The sequence below is a fragment of the Mesorhizobium sp. CA10 genome (assembly GCF_020165285.1).
Classification (GTDB): domain Bacteria; phylum Pseudomonadota; class Alphaproteobacteria; order Rhizobiales; family Rhizobiaceae; genus Mesorhizobium.
Genome location: NZ_JAIUHV010000016.1, coordinates 1 through 24721, shown reverse-complemented (window position 1 = coordinate 24721; position 24721 = coordinate 1). Strand labels below are relative to the sequence as shown.

21 protein-coding genes, 1 tRNA gene and 1 pseudogene are annotated in these 24721 nt (G+C 63.3%); 12 read left to right on the top strand and 11 right to left on the bottom strand.

The features are described 5' to 3' along the window. The first annotated feature begins 134 nt into the window (after positions 1 to 134). The 4 genes from LB535_RS25785 to LB535_RS25770 all read left to right on the top strand — a co-directional run bounded on the left by LB535_RS25785 (position 135) and on the right by LB535_RS25770 (position 3363). Positions 135 to 854: a methyltransferase family protein gene (locus tag LB535_RS25785; RefSeq protein WP_224634237.1), complete on the top strand. Its 720-nt coding sequence runs from the start codon at positions 135 to 137 to the stop codon at positions 852 to 854. A 106-nt stretch (positions 855 to 960) separates the two neighbouring features. Then, complete coding sequence (locus LB535_RS25780; RefSeq protein ID WP_073989170.1) at positions 961 to 1431, top strand: RDD family protein; 471 nt, start codon at positions 961 to 963, stop codon at positions 1429 to 1431. A 147-nt stretch (positions 1432 to 1578) separates the two neighbouring features. Continuing rightward, positions 1579 to 2343, top strand: a complete 765-nt coding sequence (locus LB535_RS25775; RefSeq protein WP_095767708.1) for an arginyltransferase — start codon at positions 1579 to 1581, stop codon at positions 2341 to 2343. A 123-nt stretch (positions 2344 to 2466) separates the two neighbouring features. Beyond that, on the top strand, positions 2467 to 3363 hold the full coding sequence (locus LB535_RS25770; protein ID WP_224634184.1) for a DMT family transporter: 897 nt from the start codon (positions 2467 to 2469) through the stop codon (positions 3361 to 3363). On the opposite strand, the gene LB535_RS25765 is transcribed toward LB535_RS25770, so the two are convergent. Both LB535_RS25765 and parC read right to left on the bottom strand, forming a co-directional pair. Then, positions 3351 to 4550, bottom strand: a complete 1200-nt coding sequence (locus LB535_RS25765) for an AI-2E family transporter (RefSeq protein WP_224634183.1) — start codon at positions 4548 to 4550, stop codon at positions 3351 to 3353. The two genes, LB535_RS25770 and LB535_RS25765, sit on opposite strands and share 13 nt — an antisense overlap. Before the next feature lie 270 nt (positions 4551 to 4820). After that, on the bottom strand, positions 4821 to 7076 hold the full coding sequence (parC, locus tag LB535_RS25760) for a DNA topoisomerase IV subunit A (protein ID WP_224634182.1): 2256 nt from the start codon (positions 7074 to 7076) through the stop codon (positions 4821 to 4823). 163 nt (positions 7077 to 7239) lie between these two features. Between parC and LB535_RS25755 the strand changes: the two genes are divergently transcribed. After that, on the top strand, positions 7240 to 7470 hold the full coding sequence (locus tag LB535_RS25755; RefSeq protein ID WP_224530754.1) for a hypothetical protein: 231 nt from the start codon (positions 7240 to 7242) through the stop codon (positions 7468 to 7470). Positions 7471 to 7493: 23 nt separating this feature from the next. Then, positions 7494 to 8684, top strand: coding sequence for a hypothetical protein (locus LB535_RS25750; RefSeq protein WP_224634181.1), 1191 nt, complete (start codon positions 7494 to 7496; stop codon positions 8682 to 8684). Positions 8685 to 8781: 97 nt separating this feature from the next. Here LB535_RS25750 and aspS read toward each other — a convergent pair whose 3' ends face one another. Both aspS and LB535_RS25740 read right to left on the bottom strand, forming a co-directional pair. After that, the gene (gene aspS / locus LB535_RS25745; RefSeq protein ID WP_224634236.1) at positions 8782 to 10572 is read right to left on the bottom strand and encodes an aspartate--tRNA ligase; all 1791 of its coding nucleotides are present in this window, start codon (positions 10570 to 10572) and stop codon (positions 8782 to 8784) included. A 121-nt stretch (positions 10573 to 10693) separates the two neighbouring features. Then, entirely contained in the window at positions 10694 to 11452 is a 759-nt protein-coding gene (locus LB535_RS25740) for a DeoR/GlpR family DNA-binding transcription regulator (protein ID WP_224634180.1), read from the bottom strand. 112 nt (positions 11453 to 11564) lie between these two features. Here LB535_RS25740 and LB535_RS25735 point away from each other — a divergent pair, with 112 nt between their 5' ends. Together LB535_RS25735 and rnd are read left to right on the top strand one after the other, a co-directional pair. Beyond that, positions 11565 to 12773, top strand: coding sequence for an MFS transporter (locus LB535_RS25735; protein ID WP_224530759.1), 1209 nt, complete (start codon positions 11565 to 11567; stop codon positions 12771 to 12773). Between the two features lie 129 nt (positions 12774 to 12902). After that, a complete protein-coding gene (rnd, locus tag LB535_RS25730) occupies positions 12903 to 14054 on the top strand; it encodes a ribonuclease D (protein ID WP_140842635.1) in 1152 nt (383 codons plus the stop codon). Positions 14055 to 14259: 205 nt separating this feature from the next. Here rnd and LB535_RS25725 read toward each other — a convergent pair whose 3' ends face one another. From LB535_RS25725 to LB535_RS25705, 5 genes are all read right to left on the bottom strand, one after another. After that, positions 14260 to 14679: an MAPEG family protein gene (locus LB535_RS25725; protein WP_224634179.1), complete on the bottom strand. Its 420-nt coding sequence runs from the start codon at positions 14677 to 14679 to the stop codon at positions 14260 to 14262. A 10-nt stretch (positions 14680 to 14689) separates the two neighbouring features. Further along, on the bottom strand, positions 14690 to 15235 hold the full coding sequence (locus LB535_RS25720) for a hypothetical protein (protein WP_224634178.1): 546 nt from the start codon (positions 15233 to 15235) through the stop codon (positions 14690 to 14692). Between the two features lie 46 nt (positions 15236 to 15281). Next, positions 15282 to 16784, bottom strand: coding sequence for an IMP dehydrogenase (gene guaB / locus LB535_RS25715; protein ID WP_224634177.1), 1503 nt, complete (start codon positions 16782 to 16784; stop codon positions 15282 to 15284). Between the two features lie 132 nt (positions 16785 to 16916). Continuing rightward, entirely contained in the window at positions 16917 to 17366 is a 450-nt protein-coding gene (locus tag LB535_RS25710; protein WP_224634176.1) for a PIN domain-containing protein, read from the bottom strand. Further along, complete coding sequence (locus LB535_RS25705; protein WP_095767718.1) at positions 17363 to 17608, bottom strand: type II toxin-antitoxin system Phd/YefM family antitoxin; 246 nt, start codon at positions 17606 to 17608, stop codon at positions 17363 to 17365. The genes LB535_RS25710 and LB535_RS25705 overlap by 4 nt, the downstream gene beginning before the upstream one ends. Positions 17609 to 17819: 211 nt before the next feature. Between LB535_RS25705 and LB535_RS25700 the strand changes: the two genes are divergently transcribed. Next, a complete protein-coding gene (locus LB535_RS25700; RefSeq protein WP_224634175.1) occupies positions 17820 to 19241 on the top strand; it encodes an MFS transporter in 1422 nt (473 codons plus the stop codon). 42 nt (positions 19242 to 19283) lie between these two features. Here LB535_RS25700 and LB535_RS25695 read toward each other — a convergent pair whose 3' ends face one another. After that, positions 19284 to 19979 (bottom strand): RlmE family RNA methyltransferase, encoded by a 696-nt coding sequence (locus tag LB535_RS25695; RefSeq protein ID WP_224634174.1) that lies wholly within the window; start codon positions 19977 to 19979, stop codon positions 19284 to 19286. Continuing rightward, complete coding sequence (locus LB535_RS25690; RefSeq protein WP_224530774.1) at positions 19979 to 21328, bottom strand: Ppx/GppA phosphatase family protein; 1350 nt, start codon at positions 21326 to 21328, stop codon at positions 19979 to 19981. The genes LB535_RS25695 and LB535_RS25690 overlap by 1 nt, the downstream gene beginning before the upstream one ends. Positions 21329 to 21590: 262 nt before the next feature. Here LB535_RS25690 and LB535_RS25685 point away from each other — a divergent pair, with 262 nt between their 5' ends. From LB535_RS25685 to LB535_RS25675, 3 genes and pseudogenes are all read left to right on the top strand, one after another. Beyond that, on the top strand, positions 21591 to 22523 hold the full coding sequence (locus LB535_RS25685) for a YbhN family protein (RefSeq protein ID WP_224634173.1): 933 nt from the start codon (positions 21591 to 21593) through the stop codon (positions 22521 to 22523). A 200-nt stretch (positions 22524 to 22723) separates the two neighbouring features. After that, a tRNA-Gln gene (locus LB535_RS25680) sits at positions 22724 to 22797 on the top strand. A gap of 600 nt (positions 22798 to 23397) precedes the next feature. After that, a pseudogene (locus tag LB535_RS25675) lies at positions 23398 to 24721 on the top strand (hypothetical protein); the annotation flags it as partial.

Sequence of the window (24721 nt, the reverse complement as noted above, 5' to 3'; positions counted from 1 at the left end):
CCTTTGTGCGCCGCAGCAAGCTAGACCGGGAAGAATGTCATGTTCAACAGGCAACACCATTCCCTCGGCAGGCGAATCCGCCGATGCAACCAAAAGCACGAGAAACCTTAACCGGACGGCAAGGCTTGCGTGCAATGGTCCATGTCGAGGGGACCACCGGGGTAACAGAGTTGGCGATTTCCAAAAGCGATGCGCTGCCTGGCGCAGAGACCGGTTTCTGGTCCGGCCTTCAGAGCAGCGTGGTTCTCACCGACCTGCGCGAGGGCCTGTTCCGTTTCATCGCGCTGGTGGTCGCCGCGGTCTTCGTCTATCGCGGTGCTCGTCACCTCGTCATCGATCCGGGCCGGCTGAACATTCTGCTGCTCATGATCTCCGACGTTCTGACCTTTACCTGGCTGCTGCTGGCGCGCCGACCGATTGTCCGCGACTGGAGCCCTTTCACGGTATTCATCTCGGTGACGGCCGCTTTCGGTTCGGGTTTCGTATCGCTCCAGGATGGAATCGCCGTCATCCCGCTCTATATCGCGGCGCCGCTGCAATTCCTGGCGCTGTGGCTGGTGATCTGGGGTAAGATGTCGCTTGGCCGCTCCTTCGCCATCCTGCCGGCCAACCGCGGCGTCGTCACCGGCGGCGCCTACCGGTTCGTGCGGCACCCAATCTATGCTGGCTATCTGGCAGGGCACATCCTGTTCCTGCTGTCGAGCTTCTCGATCTACAATTTCGCCGTCTACGCGATCATCACTCTGTTCCAGGTCCATCGCATCCTGCGCGAGGAGCGCATCCTGGCGCTGACCGAGGAGTATCGCGATTATCTCGGGCGGGTTCGCTACCGGCTCTGTCCCGGCATCTTCTGACGTCGCGCCCGGCGGTGACGGGCACGTTCCTTGAATTCCAGGCCGCCCTCACCATTTGAAAAGGCGGCAGGCATTCCCATGGGGGTGCTGCGATCGAGGAACGGATATGAACGCACGCGTATTGGACGGCGAGATCATCACGACCAGGTTTGAGGACACCCGCGCCTATCGTGGGGTGCGGACAAGGCGCATTTTCGCCTTCCTGCTCGACTATTTCTTCGTCGCGCTGCTGACCATTCCCTTCGCCATCCTGGTTGCCATTCTCGGCCTGTTGACCTTCGGCCTCGGCTGGGCGCTGTTTTCGGTGCTGGTGCCGATGGTTGCCATTCTCTACATCTGGAACACGCTGGGCAGCCGCGACCAGGCGACGACCGGCATGAAGATCATGGGCATCCGCCTGGAGAAGCTCGACGGCAGCCGCATCGACGGCATGACGGCCGTGGTTCACTCGGTGCTGTTCTGGGCCGGCAACGTCATCCTGACGCCGCTGGTGCTCCTGGTCACGCTGTTCTCCGACCGCAAGCGCACGCTGCACGACCTGCTGCTCGGCACCGTCGTAACCCGCACCGATATCTGACGGATTCATGGCCGCGCGCATCAAGCCGCCGCGTCGCCTGTGCCTAAATATGAACAGGCCAAGGCCATCGCGGCAGCATAATCCTGTTGAATTTTTCGGCGACCGGGCCAAAGGTAGGGCGATTCGCAGGAGCGTTTCCAAGATTAGATGACGCAGCATCCGACCCAGTCGCCGCAGTTCTTCCTGACCGCGCCGTCGCCGTGCCCCTACCTGGAGGGACAGTTCGAGCGCAAGGTGTTCACGCACCTTGTCGGCGACAAGGCGCCGGAGATGAATGACCTGCTGACGCAAGGTGGCTTCCGGCGCTCGCAGAACATCGCCTACCGTCCGGCCTGCGAGTCGTGCCGCGCCTGTGTGTCGGTCCGCATCCTGGCACAGGAATTCAGTCCCAGCCGCAACATGCGCCGCGTCATCCAGCACAATGCCGACCTCGTCGGCGCCATGCATGACGCGCAGCCTTCGACGGAGCAATATTCCCTCTTCCGCAGCTATCTCGACGCCCGGCATCGCCGCGGCGGCATGTCGGACATGACCGTGCTCGACTATGCGATGATGGTGGAAGACACCCATGTCGACACCAAGATCATCGAATACCGGCGTCGCGGCCCCGACACGTTCATCACCGGCAAGGGCCATGGCGAGCTGATAGCCGTCGCGCTCACCGACAAGATGGCCGATGGCCTGTCGATGGTCTATTCCTACTTCAATCCCGACTTCGAGGACCGCTCGCTCGGCACCTTCATGATCCTCGATCACATCGCCCGCGCCAAGGCGATGGGACTGCCCCACGTCTATCTCGGCTACTGGGTCAACGGCTCGCGCAAGATGAATTATAAGATGCGCTTCATGCCGCAGGAGCATCTCGGCCCGAAAGGCTGGGAACGCTACGACCACGAAGCGGTCAGTCGCTGAACCGCCCCACGCTTCATCCTTAACTGTTTCAAGGAGGAGGACACCGGTCTTTCGGCCCTCAGGCTGGAACGAGCGCGGCGTGGCCGCTGTGCGCCTCTTCAAGATTATTTGCGAGACTGCCAAGTGTCCACCCATACCGACCACCAGAAAGGCCTCCTGATCACCGCCATAGGCGGCCTGACACTGACCATCGACATACCGCTGATCCGGCTCGCCGACGGCACACCCTGGACGATCATGATGTTGCGCACCGCCACCACCTTGCTGGCCGGGCTGGTGGTGTGGGCCGTCTGGCGGTCGTTCGACCGGAACGCACCCCGGCTCATCCCGGGCTGGTCGGGACTTGCCGTGGCCTTTTGCTACGGCATGACCGGGATATGCTTCGTCACGGCGGTCTATCACACCTCGACCGCCGACCTTGTCTTCATCCTGGCCTTCAACACCGTATTCGCGGCGCTGCTGTCATGGCTCTTCCTCAAGGAAAGACCGCAGCCTGCAACCGTCATCGCCATGCTGGCGATGATCTTCGGCGTGCTGATCATCGTCGGCGGCTCCGTCGGCACCGGGCATCTGTTCGGCGATTTCATGGCGCTGTGCTCGACCTTCTTCGTCGCCCTCGCCATCACCATTTCGCGCGCCAGCGGCGAGGACATGGGCTTCACCGCGCTGGTCGGCGTCATCCTGCCGCTGGCGCTCGCCGTCTTCATGGTTTCAGGCGAAGGCGTTCACGTGAACGCGCCGTGGTGGATCGTCTTCAACGGCGCTGTGATCATGCCGATCTCGTTCTTCTGCCTTGCCAACGGACCGAAATACATTTCAGGCCCGGAAGTGGCGATGTTCTATCTGCTGGAGACGGTGCTGGCGCCAGTCTGGGTCTGGCTGATCTTCGCCGAGGAGCCGACGCGCAACAGCCTGATCGGCGGCTCGATCCTGATCGTGACGCTGGTCGCGCATTCGCTGTGGCAATTGCATGAGGGCCGCAAGCGCCGTGCTGCGCTTGCCGTGGTTCACCCGGCCTGAACTTTCCTCGGCTCGGCCGCCGCTTCAATCTGCGGCGGCGCGCCGGTCTCGTCGGCGACAGGCGCAAGCTCGTCCATGATCTCGACCTCGCGCAGCCATTCGCGCCAGATGGCGACGAGCAGCGCCATCAACACCGGGCCGATGAACAAGCCGAGGAAACCCATCGTCTTGACGCCGCCGATCAAGCCGAAAAAGGTCGGCAGGAAGGGGAGCTTGATCGGGCCGCCGACCAGCTTGGGCCGCAGCGTCTTGTCGACGATGAAGAGCTCGACCGCGCCCCAGATGAACAGGGCCGCGCCGGCGAAAAGCTTGCCGCTGGCGGCGAGGTAGATCGACACCAGGGTGAAGGAGAGCGGCGCACCGCCCGGGATCAGCGCCATGATGCCGGTAAGCGCGCCGAGCGTCACCGGGGATGGCACGCCGGCCAGCCAATAGGCGATGCCGAGCACAAGGCCCTCGCCGATGGCGATGATGGTCATGCCCGTCACGGTCGAGGAAATGGTTGCCGGCACGACGCGCGAGATACGTTCCCAGCGCGTCGGCAGGATGCGTTCGCCGAGGCGATCGACCTGAGCCGCGAAAGACTCGCCGTCGCGATAGGCGAAGAACAGCGCGATCATCATGAACAGAAGCGTCAGAATCAGGCTGAAGGCGCTGCCACCGGCGGCCAAGGCGCCGCGATAGATGCTGCCGATGTTGGAGCCGCTGATCAGCTGGATCAACTCGCCGATGCCGCCGGGATGGCCGAGATAGGCCGTCCACTGCTCGTTCAGCCACTGGCCGACGACCGGTATGGCGGCGATCCAACCCGGTGTCGCCGCGCCGTGGCGATTGGTCTCGATCGCCCAGGTGACCCACTCGCGCAGCTCGTTGATGGCATAGGTGCCGGCAAGCGCGATCGGCACCACCAGGAAGGTGAGGATGAAAAGGATCGCCAAGGTCGCGCCGACCGTGCGGTTGCCGCCGACACCAACGAGCAGCCGGCGGTACAGCGGCCAGCTGGCAAAGGCGATGACGAGCGCCGCCAGCACCGGGAACAGGAAGCCGTGGAAGAAATAGACGCCGGCAGCGACGATCAGCACCAGGAGCCAGCGCGCCGCCGACAGCGGTGGGATGACGGCCGCCCTCAGCGGCGTCGACAGGCCGAACAGGCGCTGCCCCGGCTTCTGGATCTCGGCGCGCTTCAACCCGGCGTTGCTCCTGCCTGATGGTTCGATGGATGCTTATGCACCATCATAGTGCAGCAATCGTGACGATAGTCCAAATAGTGCCTTTCCTTCTCCCCTTGTAGGAGAAGGTGGATCGGCGCGCAGCGCCGAGACGGATGAGGGGTGTTTCAGCGGGGTGAGGCGTTGGCAGCATCCAACGCAGCTCAAGTCCGTGTCAAGCTGGAACACCCCTCATCCGTCGCCTTCGGCGACACCTTCTCCCGCAAGGGGAGAAGGAAAGGTGCTGCTTCACCCAAATTTCCCCGTCCTGGGAAAACCCTTCGGCACCATGCGGCCGGCGGCGGCGCGGGCTCCGATCCACTCGGACAGCTCCTCGCGCGACTTGGTGAAGGTGCGATCGGCCGAATCCTGCCAGGAGAGCCCCGTGGCCAGGGTGAAGGTCTTCAGGTCCAGCACGCCGCCGTCCTTGTATTTCTGCAGGCGCACACCCTTGCCGCGCGCCATTTCCGGAATTTCGGCCAGGGGGAAGACCAGCATCTTGCGGTTCTCGCCGACAATAGCGAGATGGTCGCCCGAAACCGGGATGCAGCGCTTGGCCTCGTCCGGCGCCTTGACGTTCATCACCTGCTTGCCCTTGCGGGTGTTGGCAACGACCTCTTCCTCCGAAACGACGAAGCCATTGGCGTCGTATGAGACGAGCAGCAGCTTGCGCTTCGGATCATGGACGAAGGCAGTGACGATGTCCTGGTCGTTCTCCATGTCGACGATGATGCGGATCGGCTCGCCATGGCCGCGCCCGCCCGGCAGCCGATCGGCGCCGATGGTGTAGAACTTGCCGCCGGTGGTGAAGACCAGGATCTTGTCCGTGGTCTGGGCATGGAAGGCGAGCTTCAGGCTGTCGCCTTCCTTGAAGGTGAGCTGCGAATGGTCGGTCAGGTGGCCCTTCATGGCGCGCAGCCAGCCCTTTTCCGACACAACGACGGTGACCGGCTCGCGCTCGATCATCGCATGCGCAATGTCGGTCAAGTCGTGCTCGGGCGCATCGGCAAACTGGGTGCGACGCTTGCCGAGTTCGGTCTGCGGACCGAACGTGTCGCGGACCTTGCTGACTTCCCACTTGATCGTCGACCATTGCTTGGCGTCGGAAGCCAGCAGGGCCTCGATCTGCTTCTTCTCGGCGGTGAGGCCGTCAAATTCCTTGCGGATCTCGATCTCTTCGAGCTTGCGCAAGGCGCGCAGGCGCATGTTGAGGATGGCTTCGGCCTGGTTGTCGGTGAGCGACCAGCGGGCCATCATCACCTGCTTGGGCTCATCCTCGTCGCGGATGATCCTGATGACCTCGTCGATGTTGAGATAGGCGATCAGATAACCGGCGAGGATTTCCAGCCGCTTCTCGATCTCGCCGAGCCGGTATTTCGAACGACGGATCAAAACCTCGCGGCGGTGGTCGAGCCACTCCTTGAGCACGCCCTTCAACGACAGGACGTTCGGCACCTTACCGCGCGACAGCACGTTCATGTTGAGCGGGAAGCGGCTTTCGAGCTCGGTAAGCTTGAACAGCGATTCCATCAGGATGCCGGGATCGACGGTGCGGCTCTTCGGCAGCAGGACGATGCGGATGTCCTCCGCACTCTCGTCGCGGATGTCTTCGAGCAGCGGCAGCTTGCGTGCCATCAACAGCTCGGCGATCTTCTCGATCAGCCTGGCCTTCTGCACGCCGTAGGGGATCTCGGTGACGACGATGCTCCAGGTGCCCCTGCCCTGGTCCTCCTGGCCCCATTTGGAGCGCACGCGGAAACCGCCGCGGCCCGTCTCATAGGCTTCGAGGATCGAGGCGCGGCTGTCGACGATGATGCCGCCCGTCGGGAAATCCGGCCCCTGGACGAAATCCATCAGCTTCGCCACCGGCGCTTCGGGATGCTCGATCAGATGGAGCGCTGCGTCGCAAAGCTCGGCGGCGTTGTGCGGCGGGATCGAGGTCGCCATGCCGACGGCAATGCCCGACGAGCCGTTGGCGAGCAGGTTCGGGAAAGCGCCCGGCAGGACGGACGGCTCCTCGTCCTCTTCATTGTAGGTCGGCCGAAAATCGACGGCGTCCTCGGTGATGCCGGCAAGCAACTCGCTCGCCACTTCGGTCATGCGCGCTTCGGTGTAGCGCATCGCCGCGGCGTTATCACCGTCGATGTTGCCGAAATTGCCCTGCCCGTCGACCAGCGGGTAGCGCATCGAGAAATCCTGCGCCAGCCGTACCAGCGCATCGTAGATCGATTGGTCGCCATGCGGATGGAACTTGCCCATCACATCGCCGACGATGCGGGCGCATTTGGCGAAGCCCTGATCAGGGTTGAGCCTGAGCAGCCGCATGGCATGCATGATGCGGCGATGGACCGGCTTCAGTCCGTCGCGCACATCCGGCAGCGCCCGGTGCATGATGGTCGACAGCGCGTAAGCGAGATAGCGCCGCTCGAGCGCTTCCTTCAGATCGACCGGTTCGATTTTATCGCCGCCGCCATTGTCATCAGGCGGCAAAAGCCTTTTTCCCATGGATTTGGACTAGCCGAGCGGGTGATTCGCGGCAAGCGCCGCGTGAACGTCGGCGCATTCGCCGCGGCTACAGACACGCAGCCGGCGGTGTGAAGGATTTCACGGAAGCGGCGCCACGGCAGCTGCAATTTGCCGCCGATCTGCAACAGGCTTGGTCGGCAACATGACGCCGACCAACATCAATCCGTTACATGCGGCCGCTATCTGGCAATGCAACGCGCTGGCGGAGGAAAGCCGCGGTCTTCATGACAAATTCACCGCATCGGGCAATAGCTGCCGACCGGCGTTTGCTTTTCATCGCCGTTTTCGACAAATGGGCCCGGAAATGCCTTTTTCCCGTCCCGTTCGTCACGGAATGGTGATGGAGCAGATGTCAAAAATAATTTCACAATAGCCAATCAGGACAGGGAACTCGCCATGACAATCCAACGCTCAACACTCAAGAAACTGGCCTTTTCGACCTTTCTGCTGACGCTGCCGCTCAATTCGGCCTTCGCCGCCGATCCGGCGGTGGCCGAGCGCATCAAGGCGGCCCTTGCCGCCCAGGGCGTCGAGATTTCCTGGACAGGTGTCTCCGGCGACGATTCGAACGCCGTCCTGCAAGGTGTTTCCATCAAGCCGGCGGCCGAGAAGGAAGCGCTGCCGATCGGCGACGTGAAGCTGGAGGGGGTCAGCGAGGCCAATGGCAGCTATGAGATCGCAACCCTCTCGACCTCGCCTTTCGAGCACAGCAAGGACGGCGTGACGCTCAATCTCAGCCCGGTGGTCGTCCACGACATGAAGGTCCCGGCCGAAGGCGGCACCGATCCGCTCGGCTCGCTGATGATGTACAAGTCGGCGGAACTCTCCAACATGACGGTCAAGGTCGGCGACAAGACGGCTTTCGCGATGGACGGGCTTGCCGTCCAGATCACCCCGCCGGCCGACGGCAAGGCGATGGACTTTACCGCCAATACCGAAAAATTCACCGCCGACCTGTCGCTGGTCGACGATCCGAAGTCCAAGGAAGCGATCGACGCGCTCGGCTACCAGAACATCTCGGGCAACATCGCGATGGCCGGCACCTGGCAGCCGAGCGACGGCAAGATGGAGCTGTCGAAATATGACATCTCGGTCGAGAATGCCGGCACGCTCGGCATGACCTTCAATCTCGGCGGCTACACGTTCGACTTCATCAAGTCGATGCAGGAAATGCAGAAGAAGCTCGCCGCCCAGCCGGAAGGCGCCGACAATTCCGCGCAAGGCATGGCCATGCTCGGCCTGATGCAGCAGCTTTCGTTCAACGGTGCATCGGTGCGCTTCGAGGACGATTCGCTCACCGGCAAGGTGCTCGACTATGTCGGCAAGCAACAAGGCATGTCGGCCAAGGACGTCGCCAACCAGGCCAAGGCGATCGTGCCGTTCGGCATGGCGCAGCTCAACAATCCCGAGCTGACGGCGGAAGTCTCGGCAGCGGTCAATACGTTCCTCGACAATCCAAAGAGCCTGGAAATCTCGGCCGAGCCGCCGTCGTCGGTGCCGTTCGCGCTGATTACGGCCGGCGCCATGTCCAACCCTCTCGACCTGCCGAAGACGCTTGGCGTCAAGGTCAAGGCGAACCAGGACTGATCGAATACGTCAGCTCCAAACGAAAGCCCGGCAGCGATGCCGGGCTTTTTTTGTCGAACCGATTTCTCGAAAAGAAGGAGAGGCTTGGCTCGGAGTCCTAGCCTTCCTTCTTCGTAACCGCGACGCGCAGTGACAGCTCGCGCAGCTGTTGCGGGGTCGCTTCCGACGGCGCGTTCATCAAAAGGTCGTAGGCCTGCTGATTCATCGGGAACATGGTGATCTCGCGCAGGTTCTTGGCCCCCACGAGCAGCATGACGATGCGGTCAACGCCGGCCGCCATGCCGCCATGCGGCGGCGCGCCATACTGGAAGGCGCGATAAAGGCCGCCGAAGCGCTCCTCCACGGTTGCGCGGTCGAGACCGACCATCTCGAAAGCCTTGACCATGGTTTCCGGCAGATGGTTGCGGATGCCGCCCGACGCTATTTCGAAGCCGTTGCAGACCATGTCGTACTGGAACGCCTTGATGCTGAGGGGCTCCTGGCCGTTCAGCGCATCGATGCCGCCCTGCGGCATCGAGAACGGGTTGTGGGCGAAGTCGATCTTCTTCTCGTCCTCGTTCCATTCGAAGAACGGGAAATCGACGATCCAGCAGAGCTCGAAACGCTCGCGATCGACGAGGTTCAGCTCCTCGCCGGCGCGGGTGCGCGCGGCGCCTGCGAAGGTGACGAACTTCTTCGGGTCGCCGGCGACGAAGAAGGCGGCGTCGCCATCGGCAAGGCCGAGCTGCTGGCGGATCGCTTCGGTGCGCTCCTCGCCGATGTTCTTGGCGATCGGACCCGCGCCTTCGAGTTTTTCACCTTCCTTGCGCCAGAAGATGTAGCCCAGCCCGGGCTGCCCCTCACCTTGCGCCCAGGAGTTCATGCGGTCGCAAAAGGCGCGGCTGCCGCCGGTCTTGGCCGGAATGGCCCAGACCTCGGCTTTCGCATCGTTGGCGAGGATGTTGGCGAACACCTTGAAGCCGGAGTCGCGGAAATGATCCGAGACCGCCTGCATCTCGATCGGGTTGCGCAGGTCCGGCTTGTCGGTGCCGTAGGTGCGCATCGCCTCGTCATAGGGAATGCGGCGGAATTCCTGGGTCACCGGCTTGCCGGCGGCGAAAGTCTCGAAGACGCCGCGAAGCACCGGCTCCATGGTAGAGAGCACGTCGTCCTGCTCGACGAAGCTCATCTCGAGGTCGAGCTGGTAGAATTCGCCAGGCAGGCGGTCGGCGCGCGGGTCCTCGTCGCGGAAGCAGGGCGCGATCTGGAAATAGCGGTCGAAGCCGGAGACCATGATCAGCTGCTTATACTGCTGCGGCGCCTGCGGCAGCGCGTAGAAGGTGCCGGGATGGATGCGCGACGGCACCAGGAAGTCGCGCGCCCCTTCAGGCGACGACGCGGTGAGGATCGGCGTCGAAAACTCGGTGAAGCCGACCTCCCCCATGCGCTTGCGCATCTCGGCGATGATTTTTGTCCGCGCGACGATGTTCTTGTGCAGTGTCTCGCGGCGCAGATCGAGGAAGCGGTATTTCAGGCGGATGTCTTCCGGGTAGTCCGGCTCGCCGAACACCGGCAGCGGCAGCTCCTTGGCGGCCGACAGCACTTCGATCTCGCGCGCGAAAATCTCGATCTCGCCGGTCGGCAGGTTCGGATTGACGGTTTCCGGCAGCCGCGCCTTGACCTCGCCGTCGACGCGGATCACCCATTCGCCGCGCAAGGTCTCGGCGGCCTTGAAGGCCGGCGAATCCGGATCGGCGACGATCTGGGTCAGGCCGTAATGGTCGCGAAGATCGATGAAGAGCAGTCCGCCATGGTCGCGCACGCGATGCACCCAGCCCGACAGGCGGACGGAATTGCCGACGTCGTTCTTTCTCAACTGGGCACAGGTGTGGCTGCGGTAACGATGCATAGTCATGGGGTAAAGTCCGGAAATTGCGGGCGTCGGCCCGGCTCGAAAATTGGCGCGAAAAGCGCATGAGAGGCCGTCTTTGTCAAGGCAAGCGGTCACACAGACGCGCCGCCGCGACCGTTCAGGCAAAGTGGACTTGCACACCCCGGCTTTGGAAATCGGCGAGCGTGGCAGCAGGCGCAGTCCTTTCCACCACGAGATGGCGGATCGCATCCGCCCCTGCCACGCGATAGGGCGCGGCGGTGGCGAGCTTGTCGTTGGTGACGGCAATGACGATGCCGGCGCTGTTTTTCGCCATGGCGCGTTTCACCTCGGCTTCGGCCGAATCGAAAGCGGTGACGCCGCGCGCGACATCCAGGCCGCAGGAGCCCAGAAAGAACAGATCGGCGCCGAGTTGCGCCACAGCGGCGAGCGTATCGGTCCCGACGCAGGTTCCGAGATCGGGCACATAGCGGCCGCCGAGCACGATCAGCTCGACCAGGGGAAGGTCCGTCAGAGCCGAGGCGACGCCCAGCGAATTGGTGGCGACGGTCAGCTCCATATCGCGCGGGATCGCCCGGGCGATCGCCTCGTTGGTCGTGCCGCCGTCGATGAACAGCGACTGCCCTGAACTAAGCAGTCCAACCGCCGCCCTGGCGAGCCGGGTTTTTTCCTCGACCGCATGACGGCTGCGCTGGCTGAGCGGCGCGGCTGCAAAGGGCCCCGATGGGACAGCGCCGCCATAAACGCGACGCAGCTGCCCGGCCTTCGCCAGCTCGCGCAGATCGCGGCGCACAGTGTCCTCCGATACGCCGAAACGGCTGGCGAGCTCGCCGGCCAGCACCTTTCCATCCGCCGCAAGCCGGTCGCGAATGAGTTGGTGGCGTTCTTCGGTAAGCATGCACGATCCTATTTATTTATGCACGTTATTGCATGTTTTGCCTGTTCATGCAAGAAACAGAGTCACCGGCAGCCTGAGAGCCGCCGCCGAAATCTCCTTATCGGATTGCCTGATGACCCTTGGCCTGAAACTCGCCCCCCAGCACCGCGTCTATGCCGGCTTCGCGATCTATTCCTTTGCCATGGGCAATATCTTTCCGCGGCTGCCCGACATCAAGCGGGCCATGCAGATCGAGGACGGTACGCTCGGTCTCGCCCTGATCGGGACGCCGATCGGCACTCTGATCGCGCTGACGCTGGCGACGCCGATCCTGGAGCGCGTCGGCTTCCGCCGCGCGCTGCTGTGGCTGGTGCCGCTGCTTGGCTTCGCCTACGCCGTCGCAGTGCATGCGTCGGGCCCCGCGGCCCTGTTCCTGATGCTGCTCCCGGTCGGATTGATGATCGGCAGCATCGAGATCATTTTGAATGTCGAGGCGGACAGGACCGAGTTCCTGCTCAAGCGCCGGATCATGAACCGGGCGCATTCGTTCTGGAGCATCGGCTTCTTCGGCGCCGGCCTGTTCGGCGGCGCGCTGGCGCATCTCGGCCTGTCGCCGCAACTGCACCTGGCGCTGGTGGTGCCGACGGTGGCGGTTGCGATGGCGCTGTTCCTGGGCGGCTTCGAACCCGCGCCTGCCCGTTTCGCCGCGACCGGCGACAAGCCGCCGATATTCGCCCGTCCGACGCTGCCGATCCTCATCCTCGTCGCGGTCACACTATCGGCAATGCTGATGGAAGGGGCCAGCATGGACTGGTCCGCCATCTATATGCGCACAGTGTTCGACTCGGGCCCCTTCGTTGCCGGCTTCACCGTGGCGCTGTTCGCCTTCTCGCAGGCGACGACACGCTTCTTCGCCGACAGCTTTGTCGACCGCCATTCGCCGAGCGGCGTAGCGCGCGTGCTGCTGGCGACAATGGCGGTCGGCGTGTTCATCGTCTTCTTCTCGCCCCTGCCCTTCATCTCGATGCTGGGCTTTGCGCTTCTGGGCATCGGCAGCAGCGCCATCTTTCCGCTGGCGATCTCGGCTGCGGCGCAGCGTACCGACCGTCCGGCGGCGATCAATGTCGCGGCCCTGTCGCAGATCTCCTTCGTCGCCTTTCTGCTTGGCCCGCCGCTGCTCGGCTTCGTGTCGGACCACTGGGGCATCCGCTCGGCCTATGGCATCAGTATACCCTTCATCCTGCTCAGCCTGGCCACAGCCGGCGTGCTTGGCCGACGGCCATCGGCCGAAGCCGCGGATACCGCAAGGCAAAGCGTGGAGGCGCAGGCCGGCGAGGCCTGAACCGCCCCGCCGGGCCAGCGCATATCGCCATCGCGCGAAACTAGCGGTGCGTGACGACGTCGCGGCGCTTGACGAATGCCCGCGCGGCTGAAATTGAAAGAGGCCTAATATTGTGCCAAAAGCGATTTGATGCAGGTCATCACCACACAAGAAGAACTCGAGAGCGTTGTCACGGCGTTCGAAAAGTCGGAATTCGTTACCGTCGATACCGAATTCATTCGCGAGACGACCTTCTGGCCGATCCTTTGCCTGATCCAGATGGCCGCGCCTGGGATTGAGGCGCTTATCGATCCGTTATCGCCCGGCATCGACCTGAAACCGTTTTTCCGGCTCATGGCCAACGAAGCGGTGCTGAAGGTTTTTCACGCGGCGCGCCAGGACATCGAAATCATCGTCCATCTCGGCGATCTGGTGCCGCATCCGGTGTTCGACACCCAGGTGGCGGCGATGGTCTGCGGCTTCGGCGACAGCGTTTCCTACGACCAGCTCGTGCAGAAGGTCACCGGAGCCCGGCTGGACAAGTCCTCGCGCTTCACCGACTGGCGGCACCGGCCGCTCTCCGACAAGCAGCTCGAATACGCGCTTGCCGACGTCACCCACCTGATCGAGGTCTACCAGCATCTCAGCGCCGAGCTGAAGCGCGAGAATCGCGGCCACTGGCTGAACGAGGAGATGGATGTCCTCACCTCGCGCGAGACCTACGATCCGCATCCCGAAGATGCCTGGAAAAGGCTGAAGATGCGGCTGCGCAAACCGCAGGAGCTGGCGATCGTGCAGGCGGTGGCGGCCTGGCGCGAGCGCGAGGCGCGCGAGCGCGACGTGCCGCGCGGCCGCGTGCTCAAGGACGACGCGATCTATGAGATCGCCCAGCAGGCGCCGCGCGATGCGGCCGCGCTCGGCAAGCTGCGCACCACGCCGAAAGGCTGGGAACGCTCCGCCACGGCAACCGCGCTGCTCGGCGCGGTCAACGCGGCGCTGGCGCTGCCCAAGGACGCGATGCCGAAACTGCCGAAAAGCGTGCAGCCGCCGGAGGGGTCGAGTGCGGCGGCGGAACTGCTCAAGGTGCTGCTCAGGATCGTCGCAGAGAAGGAAGGCGTGGCCACCAAGGTGCTTGCCTCCAGCGACGATATCGACCGCATCGCCGCCGAGGGCGACGAAGCCGACGTGGCGGCATTGCAGGGCTGGCGGCGCGCCGTTTTCGGCGAGCAGGCGCTGAGGCTGGTACGCGGCGAGATCGGCATCAAATTCGACAAGCGCCGGATCGCGTTGTTCGAGCTGTAGCGGCTTTCCCTTCTCCCCTTGTGGGAGAAGGTGGATCGGCGCGCAGCGCCGAGACGGATGAGGGGTGTTCCGGCGGAGTGAAACGCTGGCGATCTCCTATCGCGGCATCCAACGCTGGCTTAAGTCCCTGTCAAATTGGAACACCCTTCATCCGGCCGCTGCGCGGGCCACCTTCGTCCACAAGGGGAGAAGGGAAAGGCGAGCCTCACACCACCTCGAGCAGGTGGAGCGCGAACCAGATCCAGGCGATGAGAAGTATGCCGGCGCCGAGGAAGAAGGCGCGGCTGCGGTGCAGCACATAATTTCTGTCGAGATGCACCCAGGCGTGGACATAGCGCGTGACTATGAACAGCCACATCAACGCCAGCGTCAGGTAGTTCACGCCGTTGGTGACAAACAGCGCCAGGCACAGCACATGGAAGAGAACCGGCAGCTCGAACTGGTTGATCAGGTTGTTCGCGACGTTGACGCTCGAGGTGGGCTCGGTGGAGCGGACCTTGTACTGGCCGATCCTGGCCTCGCCGGATTTAACAGCGAAATAGCGCCGCTTGAACATCACCAGATAGACGACATAGACCAGAAGAACATGCGCCAGCATCGGCCAGAAGATGGCTGTCTGGCGCATCTGCTTGTCCTCAGCGTCGCCGCCCGGCCAGCGCGAAGACCGCGATGACGAAGACCGGGATCGCCAGCAGCGCGAATTTGCTGACGGTCAGCAAAGAAGCGAAGGCCAGCGAATCGGGATTGGCCAGTTGGAAATCGGAGAGCAGCCGCGCCACGGCAAAATTCTGGGTGTAGTCGGCGACCGCATAGGGAGCCACCAGCACCAGCGAGAACAAGGCCTGCAGCTGCGTCGGCAAGGCGCGGAAGGTGCTGAGCCGGCGCCCGAAGGCGAGGATAAGGCTGACCAGCGTCAGCGACAGCAGCGCCGGGAACAAAAGATCGAAGGTCAAATAGTGCCAGACGATGATGATCTCGCCGCCGCGCCGGCCGAGCGCGGTGAGCCATGCCATGCCTTCGTCGGGCGTGAAGCCGGCGATGCGCATGTCGAGCGAGGCCAAGCCGCCGCTCAAGCGCTGGAAATAGAGAAACTCCAGCGCCGTCATGACGAGGAACAGCGCAATCGAGGCAATGGAGAGCGCCGCCGCGTGACGCGACAGCCGCAGCACCGCCACGCTCAAGTCACGCCACAGTCCCCGCTGGCGGTCAGGCCGATCGGTCTGCCGATCAAATTCCGCCCGGGTAATTGGGGCTTTCGCGGGTGATCGTGACGTCATGGGCATGGCTTTCACGAAGTCCGGCGTTGGATATGCGCACAAAAGTGGCGCGCTCGCGGAAATCTGCAAGATCACGTCCACCCACATAACCCATAGCGGCTTTCAGGCCGCCTGCAAGCTGGTGCAGCACGCCAGCCACAGGTCCTTTGTAGGGAACCTGCCCTTCAATGCCCTCCGGAACCAGTTTGAGAGTGTCGCGGACCTCGGCCTGGAAGTAGCGATCGGCCGAGCCGCGCGCCATGGCGCCGACCGAACCCATGCCGCGATACGCCTTGAAGGAGCGACCCTGGTGCAGATAGACCTCGCCGGGGCTCTCGTCGGTGCCGGCAAGCAGCGAACCGATCATGGCGGCGCTTGCTCCGGCGGCAAGCGCCTTGGCGAGATCGCCCGAATATTTGATGCCGCCATCGGCGATGACGCTGACGCCGGCCCTGCTGGCCGTCTCGACCGCCGACATGATTGCCGACAGCTGCGGGACACCGACACCGGCGACGATTCTGGTTGTGCAGATCGAGCCCGGACCGATGCCGACCTTGACGGCGTCGGCGCCGGCATCGATCAGCGCCTGCGTGCCGTCGGCCGTGGCGACATTGCCGGCCAGGATGCGCACGGAGTTCGACAGCTTCTTCGCCCGCGTCACCGCATCCAGCACGCGCTGCGAGTGGCCATGCGCGGTGTCGATGACGAGCAAGTCGACGCCGGCATCAATCAGGCGCTCGGCGCGCTCGAACCCGTCATCGCCGACGCTGGTGGCGGCCGCCGCGCGCAGGCGCCCCTGCGCGTCCTTGGTGGCGTGCGGGTTGAGCTGCGACTTCTCGATGTCCTTGACGGTGATCAGGCCGACGCAATTGCCGTTCCTGTCGACCACTACCAGCTTCTCGATGCGATGCTTGTGAAGGAGACGCTTGGCTTCGTCCTGGTCGACATTCTCCTTGACCGTGATCAGGTTCTCACGCGTCATCAGCTCGTAGACCTTCTGCGCCGGATCGGAGGCGAAGCGCACGTCGCGGTTGGTGAGGATGCCGACGAGGCGGCCGACCGTGTGGCCGCCGGTGCCGCCATTTTCGACCACCGGAATGCCGGAAATCGAATAGGTGCGCATCAGCGCCAGCGCATCGGCCAGCGTGGCGTCGGGGCCGATGGTGACTGGGTTCACCACCATGCCGGATTCGAATTTCTTCACCTGCCTGACCTGCTCGGCCTGTTCGGACGGCGAGAAATTGCGGTGGATGACGCCGATGCCGCCGGCCTGCGCCATGGCGATCGCCAGCCGCGCTTCGGTGACAGTGTCCATGGCCGCCGACAGGATCGGCACGTTGAGATCGATGTCGCCTGCAATGCGGGTGCGGATGTCGGTCTCGCCAGGCATCACCTCGGAATGGCCGGGCTGCAAGAGCACGTCGTCGAAAGTCAGCGCCAGCGCGCCGGTGGACGTTTCGATGATTTTTGCCATGGCCAGTCCTTTTGAATGCGGAAAAGGCGCCGGGCCGATTGGCCAGCGCCGACTCTCTTCTTCCCTTTCAGGATTGGCGCTGGCTGGTACCACGTCCTGGGGCGGTTGAAAAGCCGATCGTTGCGGGACGACCTATTCGATGCCCAGAAGAGCATTGAGCAAAGCGTGGCGCGGCAACTCAAAAGGATTGACGACAGTTACGCCGCCCCACGTAAAACCGTCTTGAAGATCTTCTGACAAAAGGAGCCGGCAACCCGCTTGCGAAGCGGCGGAAAGAATGACGGCATCCCAGACGCCGAAACGATGGTCCGCAGCAAGATCGACAGCCGTCATCATCACTTCCGGCGTTGTTTCAATAACCGGGAAGGCGTCGCGCCAGCTAAGCAGTGTATCGCGAGCCTCCTGGGGCGACCTTCTAGCTTTGCGAAGCAGAACATTGAACAGTTCACCCAGCACCTGGACCGGAACAACCACAGCGCCTTGCGGAACGTTCCGTAGCAATTCGAGGGCGAGGTCGCGCTTCTCAGGATCATTGACGCCCTCCGCGTAGGCAAGGACGTTGGTATCCAGCGCGATCTTCACGGGTTATCCTCATAAAGATCCTCGCGAGTCCAGCGTCCTGCATTGACGATCGGCTGCCTTTCGAGTCGCGACAGCAGAGCTGCGCGCGACCGGGAGGCCACGCCCTCGTGCTTGTCCGCAGGCACGATCCGCGCCACTGGCCGCCCATGGCTGGTCACGACGTAGCTCTGCCCCTCGCGTACTTCACGCAGGATATGAGAGAATCTGCGATTGGCGTCGGCTGCAGAAACAGTTTCGTCCATGGCTGCATCCATAATGTAGTTATTATTACTACATAGCGGCCGGCCTTGCATTTGACAAGTCCGCGTACCGTGACGCCAACCAGGACTGCGCTCCCGCAAAAGTGACAGCAATTTAATGCGACATCCGGGGCGAGGCGTGATAACCGCCCGGTCGCACCGGTTCGCCCCCAAACCGGGCCTAGAATCGCGAAGACAGATCAGGGCATTTCCCTTGAACCGCATCATTCCGCTTATCCTGGCGGTCGCATTGTTCATGGAGAACATGGATTCGACCGTGATCGCGACGTCGCTGCCGGCGATCGCTGTCGACATCCACACCAGCCCGATCGCGCTGAAGCTGGCGCTGACGGCTTATCTGGTGTCGTTGGCGATCTTCATTCCGATCAGCGGCTGGATGGCCGACCGGTTCGGCGCCAAGAACGTCTTTCGCGCCGCGATCGGCGTCTTCATCGCCGGCTCGGTTGCCTGCGCGTTTTCCAATTCACTGCCGGCTTTCGTGGTGTCGCGCTTCCTGCAAGGCGTAGGCGGGGCGATGATGACGCCGGTCGGCCGCCTGGTGCTGGTGCGCACCACGCCTAAGAGCGAGCTGGTCGCGGCGATGTCCTGGCTGACCGTGCCGGCGCTGGTCGGCCCGCTCGTCGGCCCGCCGATCGGCGGCTTCATCACCACGTACTTCACCTGGCACTGGATTTTTCTGATCAACGTGCCGATCGGCTTTATCGGCATGTGGCTCGCCACCCGCTATCTGCCCAGGACGGAGCCCGCCGAGACGCCGCCGCTCGATTTCCCGGGCTTCGTGCTCTCCGGCCTTGCCGCTTCCGGCATCGTCTTCGGCCTTTCCGTCGTCAGCCTGCCGGCGCTGCCGCCGATGGCCGGCTTCATCACCATTGTCGTCGGCGTGGTCTCGGGCGCGCTCTATCTCCTCCATGCGCGGCACGCCAGGAATCCGCTGCTGGCGCTGGAGCTGTTCCGCAACCAGGTTTTCCGGTCCTCGGTGCTCGGCGGCTCGCTGTTTCGCATCGGCATCGGCGCGGTGCCGTTCCTTTTGCCGCTGATGTTCCAGATCGGCTTCGGGCTGACGCCCTTCCAGTCCGGCATGATCACCTTCGTCTCGGCGATCGGCGCCATCGGCATGAAGTTCGTGACCGCGCTGATCTTCAGGCTCGCTGGCTTCCGCCGCGTGCTGATCTGGGGCTCGCTTGTCGCGGCTGCATCGATCGCCATCTACGGCCTGTTCACGCCGCAGACGCCTTACGCTCTGATGCTGGCGATCCTTTTGGTCGGCGGCTTCATCCGCTCGATGTTCTTCACCGGCGTCAATGCGCTTTCCTATGCCGAGATCACGCCCGCCGACACCAGCAAGGCGACGCCGATCACGGCGGTTTTCCAGCAGTTGTCGATCGCGCTCGGCGTGGCGCTAGCCGGCGGCATCCTAGAAGTGTCGACCTCGATCCATGGCGGGCCGCTAACCCTACGGGATTTCCACATCGCCTTCTTCATCGTGGCAGCCGTCTCGGCGGCGGCATCGATCTCCTTCATGCGGCTTGCGCCGGAGGCCGGCAACGCGGTCTCGGGCCACGGCCGGCTGACCAAGCCGAAGACGCTGGAAACGGTGGGGACCGCGGGGAAGTGAGCGCCGCTTCTCCTTCTCCCCTTGTGGGAGAAGGAGAAGGCGCTAGCCTTTGAACTCCTTCGCCAGCAAATACAGCTCCACCGATTCATCGCGCGAGGCCGGCGGTTTCACATGATGGACGGATCGGAAATTCTGCTTCAGCAATGACAAAAGCTCGTTCTCGGCGCCGCCCTGAAAAGTCTTGGCGAGGAAATGTCCGCCGGGCTCCAGGACGTGCAACGCGAAATCGGCCGCGACTTCGCACAGATGCATGGTGCGCAGATGGTCGGTGCGGCGATGCCCGGTCGTGGGTGCCGCCATATCGGACAGCACCACATCCGGCCGGCCGCCGAGCGCCTCGGCAAGTTTTTGCGGCGCGTCGGGATCGAGGAAATCCATCTGCAGGATGACGGCGCCCGGAACCGCGGCCATCTCGAGATAGTCGATGCCGAGGACATGTGGGTTTTCCGCCGTCGACTTCGTCCGCGCGGCCGCTACCTGGCACCAGCCGCCGGGCGCAGCGCCGAGGTCGATGACCTTCATGCCGGGCTTCAGCAGATGATGCTTGTCGTCGATCTCGATCAGCTTGTAGGCGGCGCGCGAGCGGTAGCCGTCGGCCTTGGAGCGCTGCACATAGGGATCGTTCATGTGGCGCTCGAGCCAGCGGCGCGAGGATTCCTTCAAGCCGCTCTTCTTCTTGATCCTGGTCTTGAGGACGCGAATGCCGGCGGAACCCGGCTTATCCGGTTTTCTAGCCATCAACGGCCTCGCCCGCCATCGCGCCAGACACCGTCATCAGCCATCAATTCGCTCAGGATCCCCTCGCGCAAGCCGCGGTCGGCGACGCGCAAGCGCTCGGACGGCCAGACACCGCGGATCGCTTCCAGGATGGCGCAGCCGGCGAGCACGAGGTCGGCGCGGTCGGCGCCGATGCAGGGGTTGGCGCAGCGCTGCTGGAAATCCCAGCCGATCAGGCGCTCGATCATGCGATCGACGCTGTCGCGGTCCATCCAGAGGCCATCGACGCGGCGGCGGTCGTAGCGATCGAGATCGAGATGCACGCCGGCCAGCGTCGTCACCGTGCCGGAGGTGCCGAGCAGGTGGAAGTTGGGACTTGCCAGCACATGTGCCAGCCGGTCGCGGCCGTCGAAGACCTTCAACCGCGCGGCCACGTCGTCGACCATGGCGGCAAAGGTCTCGCGCGTGACTGTGCGGCCGCCGAAGCGCTCGGCGAGCGACACCACGCCGACGGGCAGGGACGTCCAGGAGACAATATGGTTGGCGAGCCGCGGAGAGCGCCGTCCGGTCAGGTCGATCAGCGCGATTTCCGACGAGCCGCCGCCGATGTCGAACAGCACCACGCCTTGCGTGTCGCGCTCGACCAGCGAGCCGCAACCGGAAACGGCAAGGCGGGCCTCGGTCTGGCGGTCGATGATCTCGAGCTTGAGTCCGGCCTCGCGCTCGACCCGATCCAGGAACTCGACACCGTTTGCGGCCGAACGGCAGGCTTCGGTGGCGATCAGCCTGGCTTTCCTGATCTTGCGGTTGCGCAGCTTCTCGCCACAGACCTTCAGCGCCTCGACCGCGCGATCCATCGCGGCCTGGCTGAGCCGGCCGCTGGCGGTTAGCCCCTCGCCCAGCCTGACGATGCGCGAGAAAGCGTCGATGACTCGGAACTGGCCGTGACGGCCAGGCACCGCGACCAGCAGCCGGCAATTGTTGGTGCCGAGGTCGAGCGCGGCGAAGACAGGCAATTCCTGTTGCGGCGGACGCTGCGGGGCCGCCAGCCTTGGCTCAACCGGCGAAAGCCCGCTCGGAGGCTGTTTTGTCGCCGTGGCGGCAGGCGCGGCATGCGGCACGGCGACGTTCTCGTCACGCGCGAACACCTTGCGGCCGCGCTTGCGCTTGCGTCGCTTGCGTGTCTTGCCTTTCGGTTGATCGCCATGCTGGTCGGCCTGGCTTAGGCCAATCTGTCGCTGGCCGGCATGTCTTTGGTGCGCACCCGCGTGGCGGCTGAATCGCGCCGTGTGCGGGCCCGCCGATTGCGTCGGCGATGCCCCGGACATGCCCACTGCCGACGCGCCCGCGCCGGTATCGTGGTCTTCCACTTCAGTTCCTTCCGGCGCCGCGCGAACCGGTAGCGGACGCAGCAGGCACCTCGATTTGTTCAAGTTGCCAACAGAGTAGCAGCGCAGTTCACAATCACCAAGAGCGCGAGGCCGAATTTCGCAAACGTCGCATTTTGCCAGATCACGTTGGGGCAATGTCTTGCCGGTTGAATAGCCGGCTTCAATCAGGCATGTCTGAAATGAAGGTTCGAAGGTTGGGCAACATCAAAATCAATGAGTTGCAACGCATGATGACGACGCCATGAATTGGAGGCGCTATTTCTGGCCGGTCATAGGCATCGCGGCCGTGGCGTTCTCGCTTTGGCTGCTCATCCACGAACTGCGCGGCGTTTCGCTCGACGACGTCTGGGCCGGCATTGCCGCCATCCCGCCGCGCGGCTGGGTGCTCGCGGCACTGAGCGCGGTCGTCGCCTATGCCTCGCTCGCCGGCTACGACCACATCGCGCTGCTGCATATCGGCAAGAAAGTATCGTGGCTGTTCGTCACGCTGTGCTCCTTCACCACTTACGCGGTGTCGCACAATATCGGCGGCTCGGTGTTTTCCGGCGCGGTCATCCGTTACCGCGCCTACGGCACGCGAGGACTGACCGGCCAGGAGGTCGGCGTGATGGTGGCGATCTGCTGGTTCACCTTCATTCTGTCCAGCGTTTTTCTCGGCGGCCTCGTGCTGTTGCTGGAACCGCAGATCATCGACCGTTTCACGGGCGCGCCGCATCACGGCGCCGCATTCGCTGCAGGGCTTACCATGCTCATCCTTGCCGGCGCCTACGCCTTCGGCAGTTGGCTGAGGCTGAGACCGCTGAAGATAGGCAGCTTCCAGCTGCACTATCCAGCGCTGCCGATCGTGGCGCGGCAATTGCTGATCGGGCCGGTCGAACTGCTCGGGGCCGCCGCGATCATCTATTTTGCCCTGCCCGAGATCGGCAATCCCGGCTATTTCGTGGTGCTCGGCGTGTTCATGGTGTCGTTCTCGATCGGGCTCCTGTCGCACGCGCCTGGCGCGCTCGGCGTGTTCGAATTCGTCTTTCTCACCGGGCTTTCGGACATGGATCCGGTCGGCGTGCTCGCCGCGCTTCTGGTGTTCCGCCTGTTCTATCTCATCATTCCGCTGCTGATCGGCCTTGGCGTGGTGCTCTATTTCGAGCATTCCCAATACAGCAAAGGCGAGAGCTGAGCCTTCGGCGCCTGGCGGGAGAGCCAATGCATGTCGCCCATAAGTGCGGAGCGGCTTTGGGAGAACGGCATGCATCGGACAAAGGCTCAAAAAGCCTGCGTTGATCTCAGCTGCGGGCTTGACTATTTTCGGATGGCGGCTACAAGGCAGCGCTCGCGGCACATGAGCCGCCCGCATCGCGCGATACCAGACGCGCCTGCTGGGGAATAGGTTAACGGTAGACCCACGGACTCTGACTCCGTTAGTCCTGGTTCGAATCCAGGTTCCCCAGCCAAACTGGATGTCCTGTTGACGCTTGGTTCCACAAGCTTCTTTCGCCGTCCCCCATGTACGATTCTCCGCCGCGATTTCACGCAGGAGACGCGTCTGTTCGACCATTGCGCAGACATTCGATCATAGGAGGCGTTGTCGACGCGCCGAGTTTGAGCGGAGACTCAGACCCGCGCGAAGAGCGGGCATCACCATGGCCGTTCTGCATGGCCGGAAGTGCTGCCGAGGTGGTTGACCCTGGGGGTCTATGACCTAGCTTAGAGTTCAGAATGGACTGTCCGGACTCCCAAAAATGCGGATTGGAAAGCATCGTGGGAGAACTTTTGGGATATTGACGATGGAGAGGTGCGAGTCGGCTTTTCGGGACATTTGCGGCGGGCGACAACCGGCGGCCACGGTGTCTTCGAGCTTCGGTTCGAGCGCACATCTTCTGCGCCGGCATCTTCTGCCGGCGCATGACCGCGCTCCGCAACGCAACAAATACATTCGCACCGCACTGGAAGGCCCGAAGCAGTGACAGCTTCGAGAGCAGCAGCAGCTTTAGCCAGCATCGGGGAGAAGACCCAAACACCGCTTCGCGAACTTAAATTGCACCCAAGACCACATGGGCACGACGATGCCAAATCATCTTGCCGAAATTTACACGAATAACACAGATCTCGCCATCCTGGCCGGGATTGCGATACTCGTACTGGCGGGCGTCTTTCTTGTGCTCCGGCATGCCCTTGTCGCAGTGCTGCGGAGTCGCCCGAAACCAAATGCCTACCTGAAAGAATGCAAGCCTGTTCCTCTCGAGGAGGTTCCTTGGGTCTGGGAACGCCCGGTCGACCTTACAACCGGACCTGGTTCTTCTCAGGCTGTCGTGTCCTCGGATGCGGATGCCCGGCCTCAGGATGCAAACTACCGTCAGTTCGGGGTGCGAATCGAGCATTTCGAGATGATCTCCGAAGCTTATGAGAGTTCGCCAGGCGACCTGCCCAATCCCTTCGCTTCCCCGACAAACAGCGCTACGGACTCACCTCCCCGTGTTCGCTGGCCTATCGGTCTTGTATCAGGCCTGGGCATCGCCACGATCTGCCTGGCCGTGCCGCTTGGCTATACGATGACGAGACAAAATTGGGTCGAAAGCGCACCCGCCATTTCGCGGGCCCAGAATCCCTCCCAGCCAAATTTTTCGCGATCCTTCGCGGTTCCGGCGAGTGCTGCATTGGATATGGAGGGACCAGCCCAGGGCGACGGGCGTACGAATGCCGAATCGCCTGGCCCGGATCTCGCGGCTGCCAAGGCTGAAGTCGAGGCTGCTCGTGCTCAGGCATCCGCTGCGAGGGATCTGGCCGCCCAGGAGCACCGAACTGTGGAAGAAGAGCGCGCCAGAAGCGCCTCTCTGCAGAGTGCGCTCTTGGAATCGCGCAAACAGGTCGATGCGCTGAGGACAAGCATGGCAGCAGCCGAAGACGCATACGGGGAGCGTTTGCGCAACGAACTCGCGGCAGCTCGCACGTATGACGCATTGCAGCGCGTTGCGGGAGACGCTCGCAGGCTGCTGGGCGAGAGCATCAACTATGTCGTTACGCAGATGCCGGCTGCTCATCTGGAGCGTCAGCGAACTGAATTGATGGCACGCGACCTATCCCAAGCGCGGGCGCAAATTTCGCAGCTTGAGGCCAGGGCCGCCGAGGACCGCGCCAGTGCCAAGGCCTCGCTTGCGCAAGTGAACGCAGTGCTTGACGACGAGCGCCGGAAGTCGAAGGACCTTCGCGGCGACCTCGCCGCAATGGAACTGTCCAAGGCCGCGATCGCGGATAAGGCCGAGCGGGAACGAACCGGTGCAGCCACAGCGAGAGAACGGGTGGAGCAGACCGCAGCCGAGACGGCGCAGGCTCTGACACGAGAACGCGCTTCCGCAGCATCGACCCGTGAGGACCTCG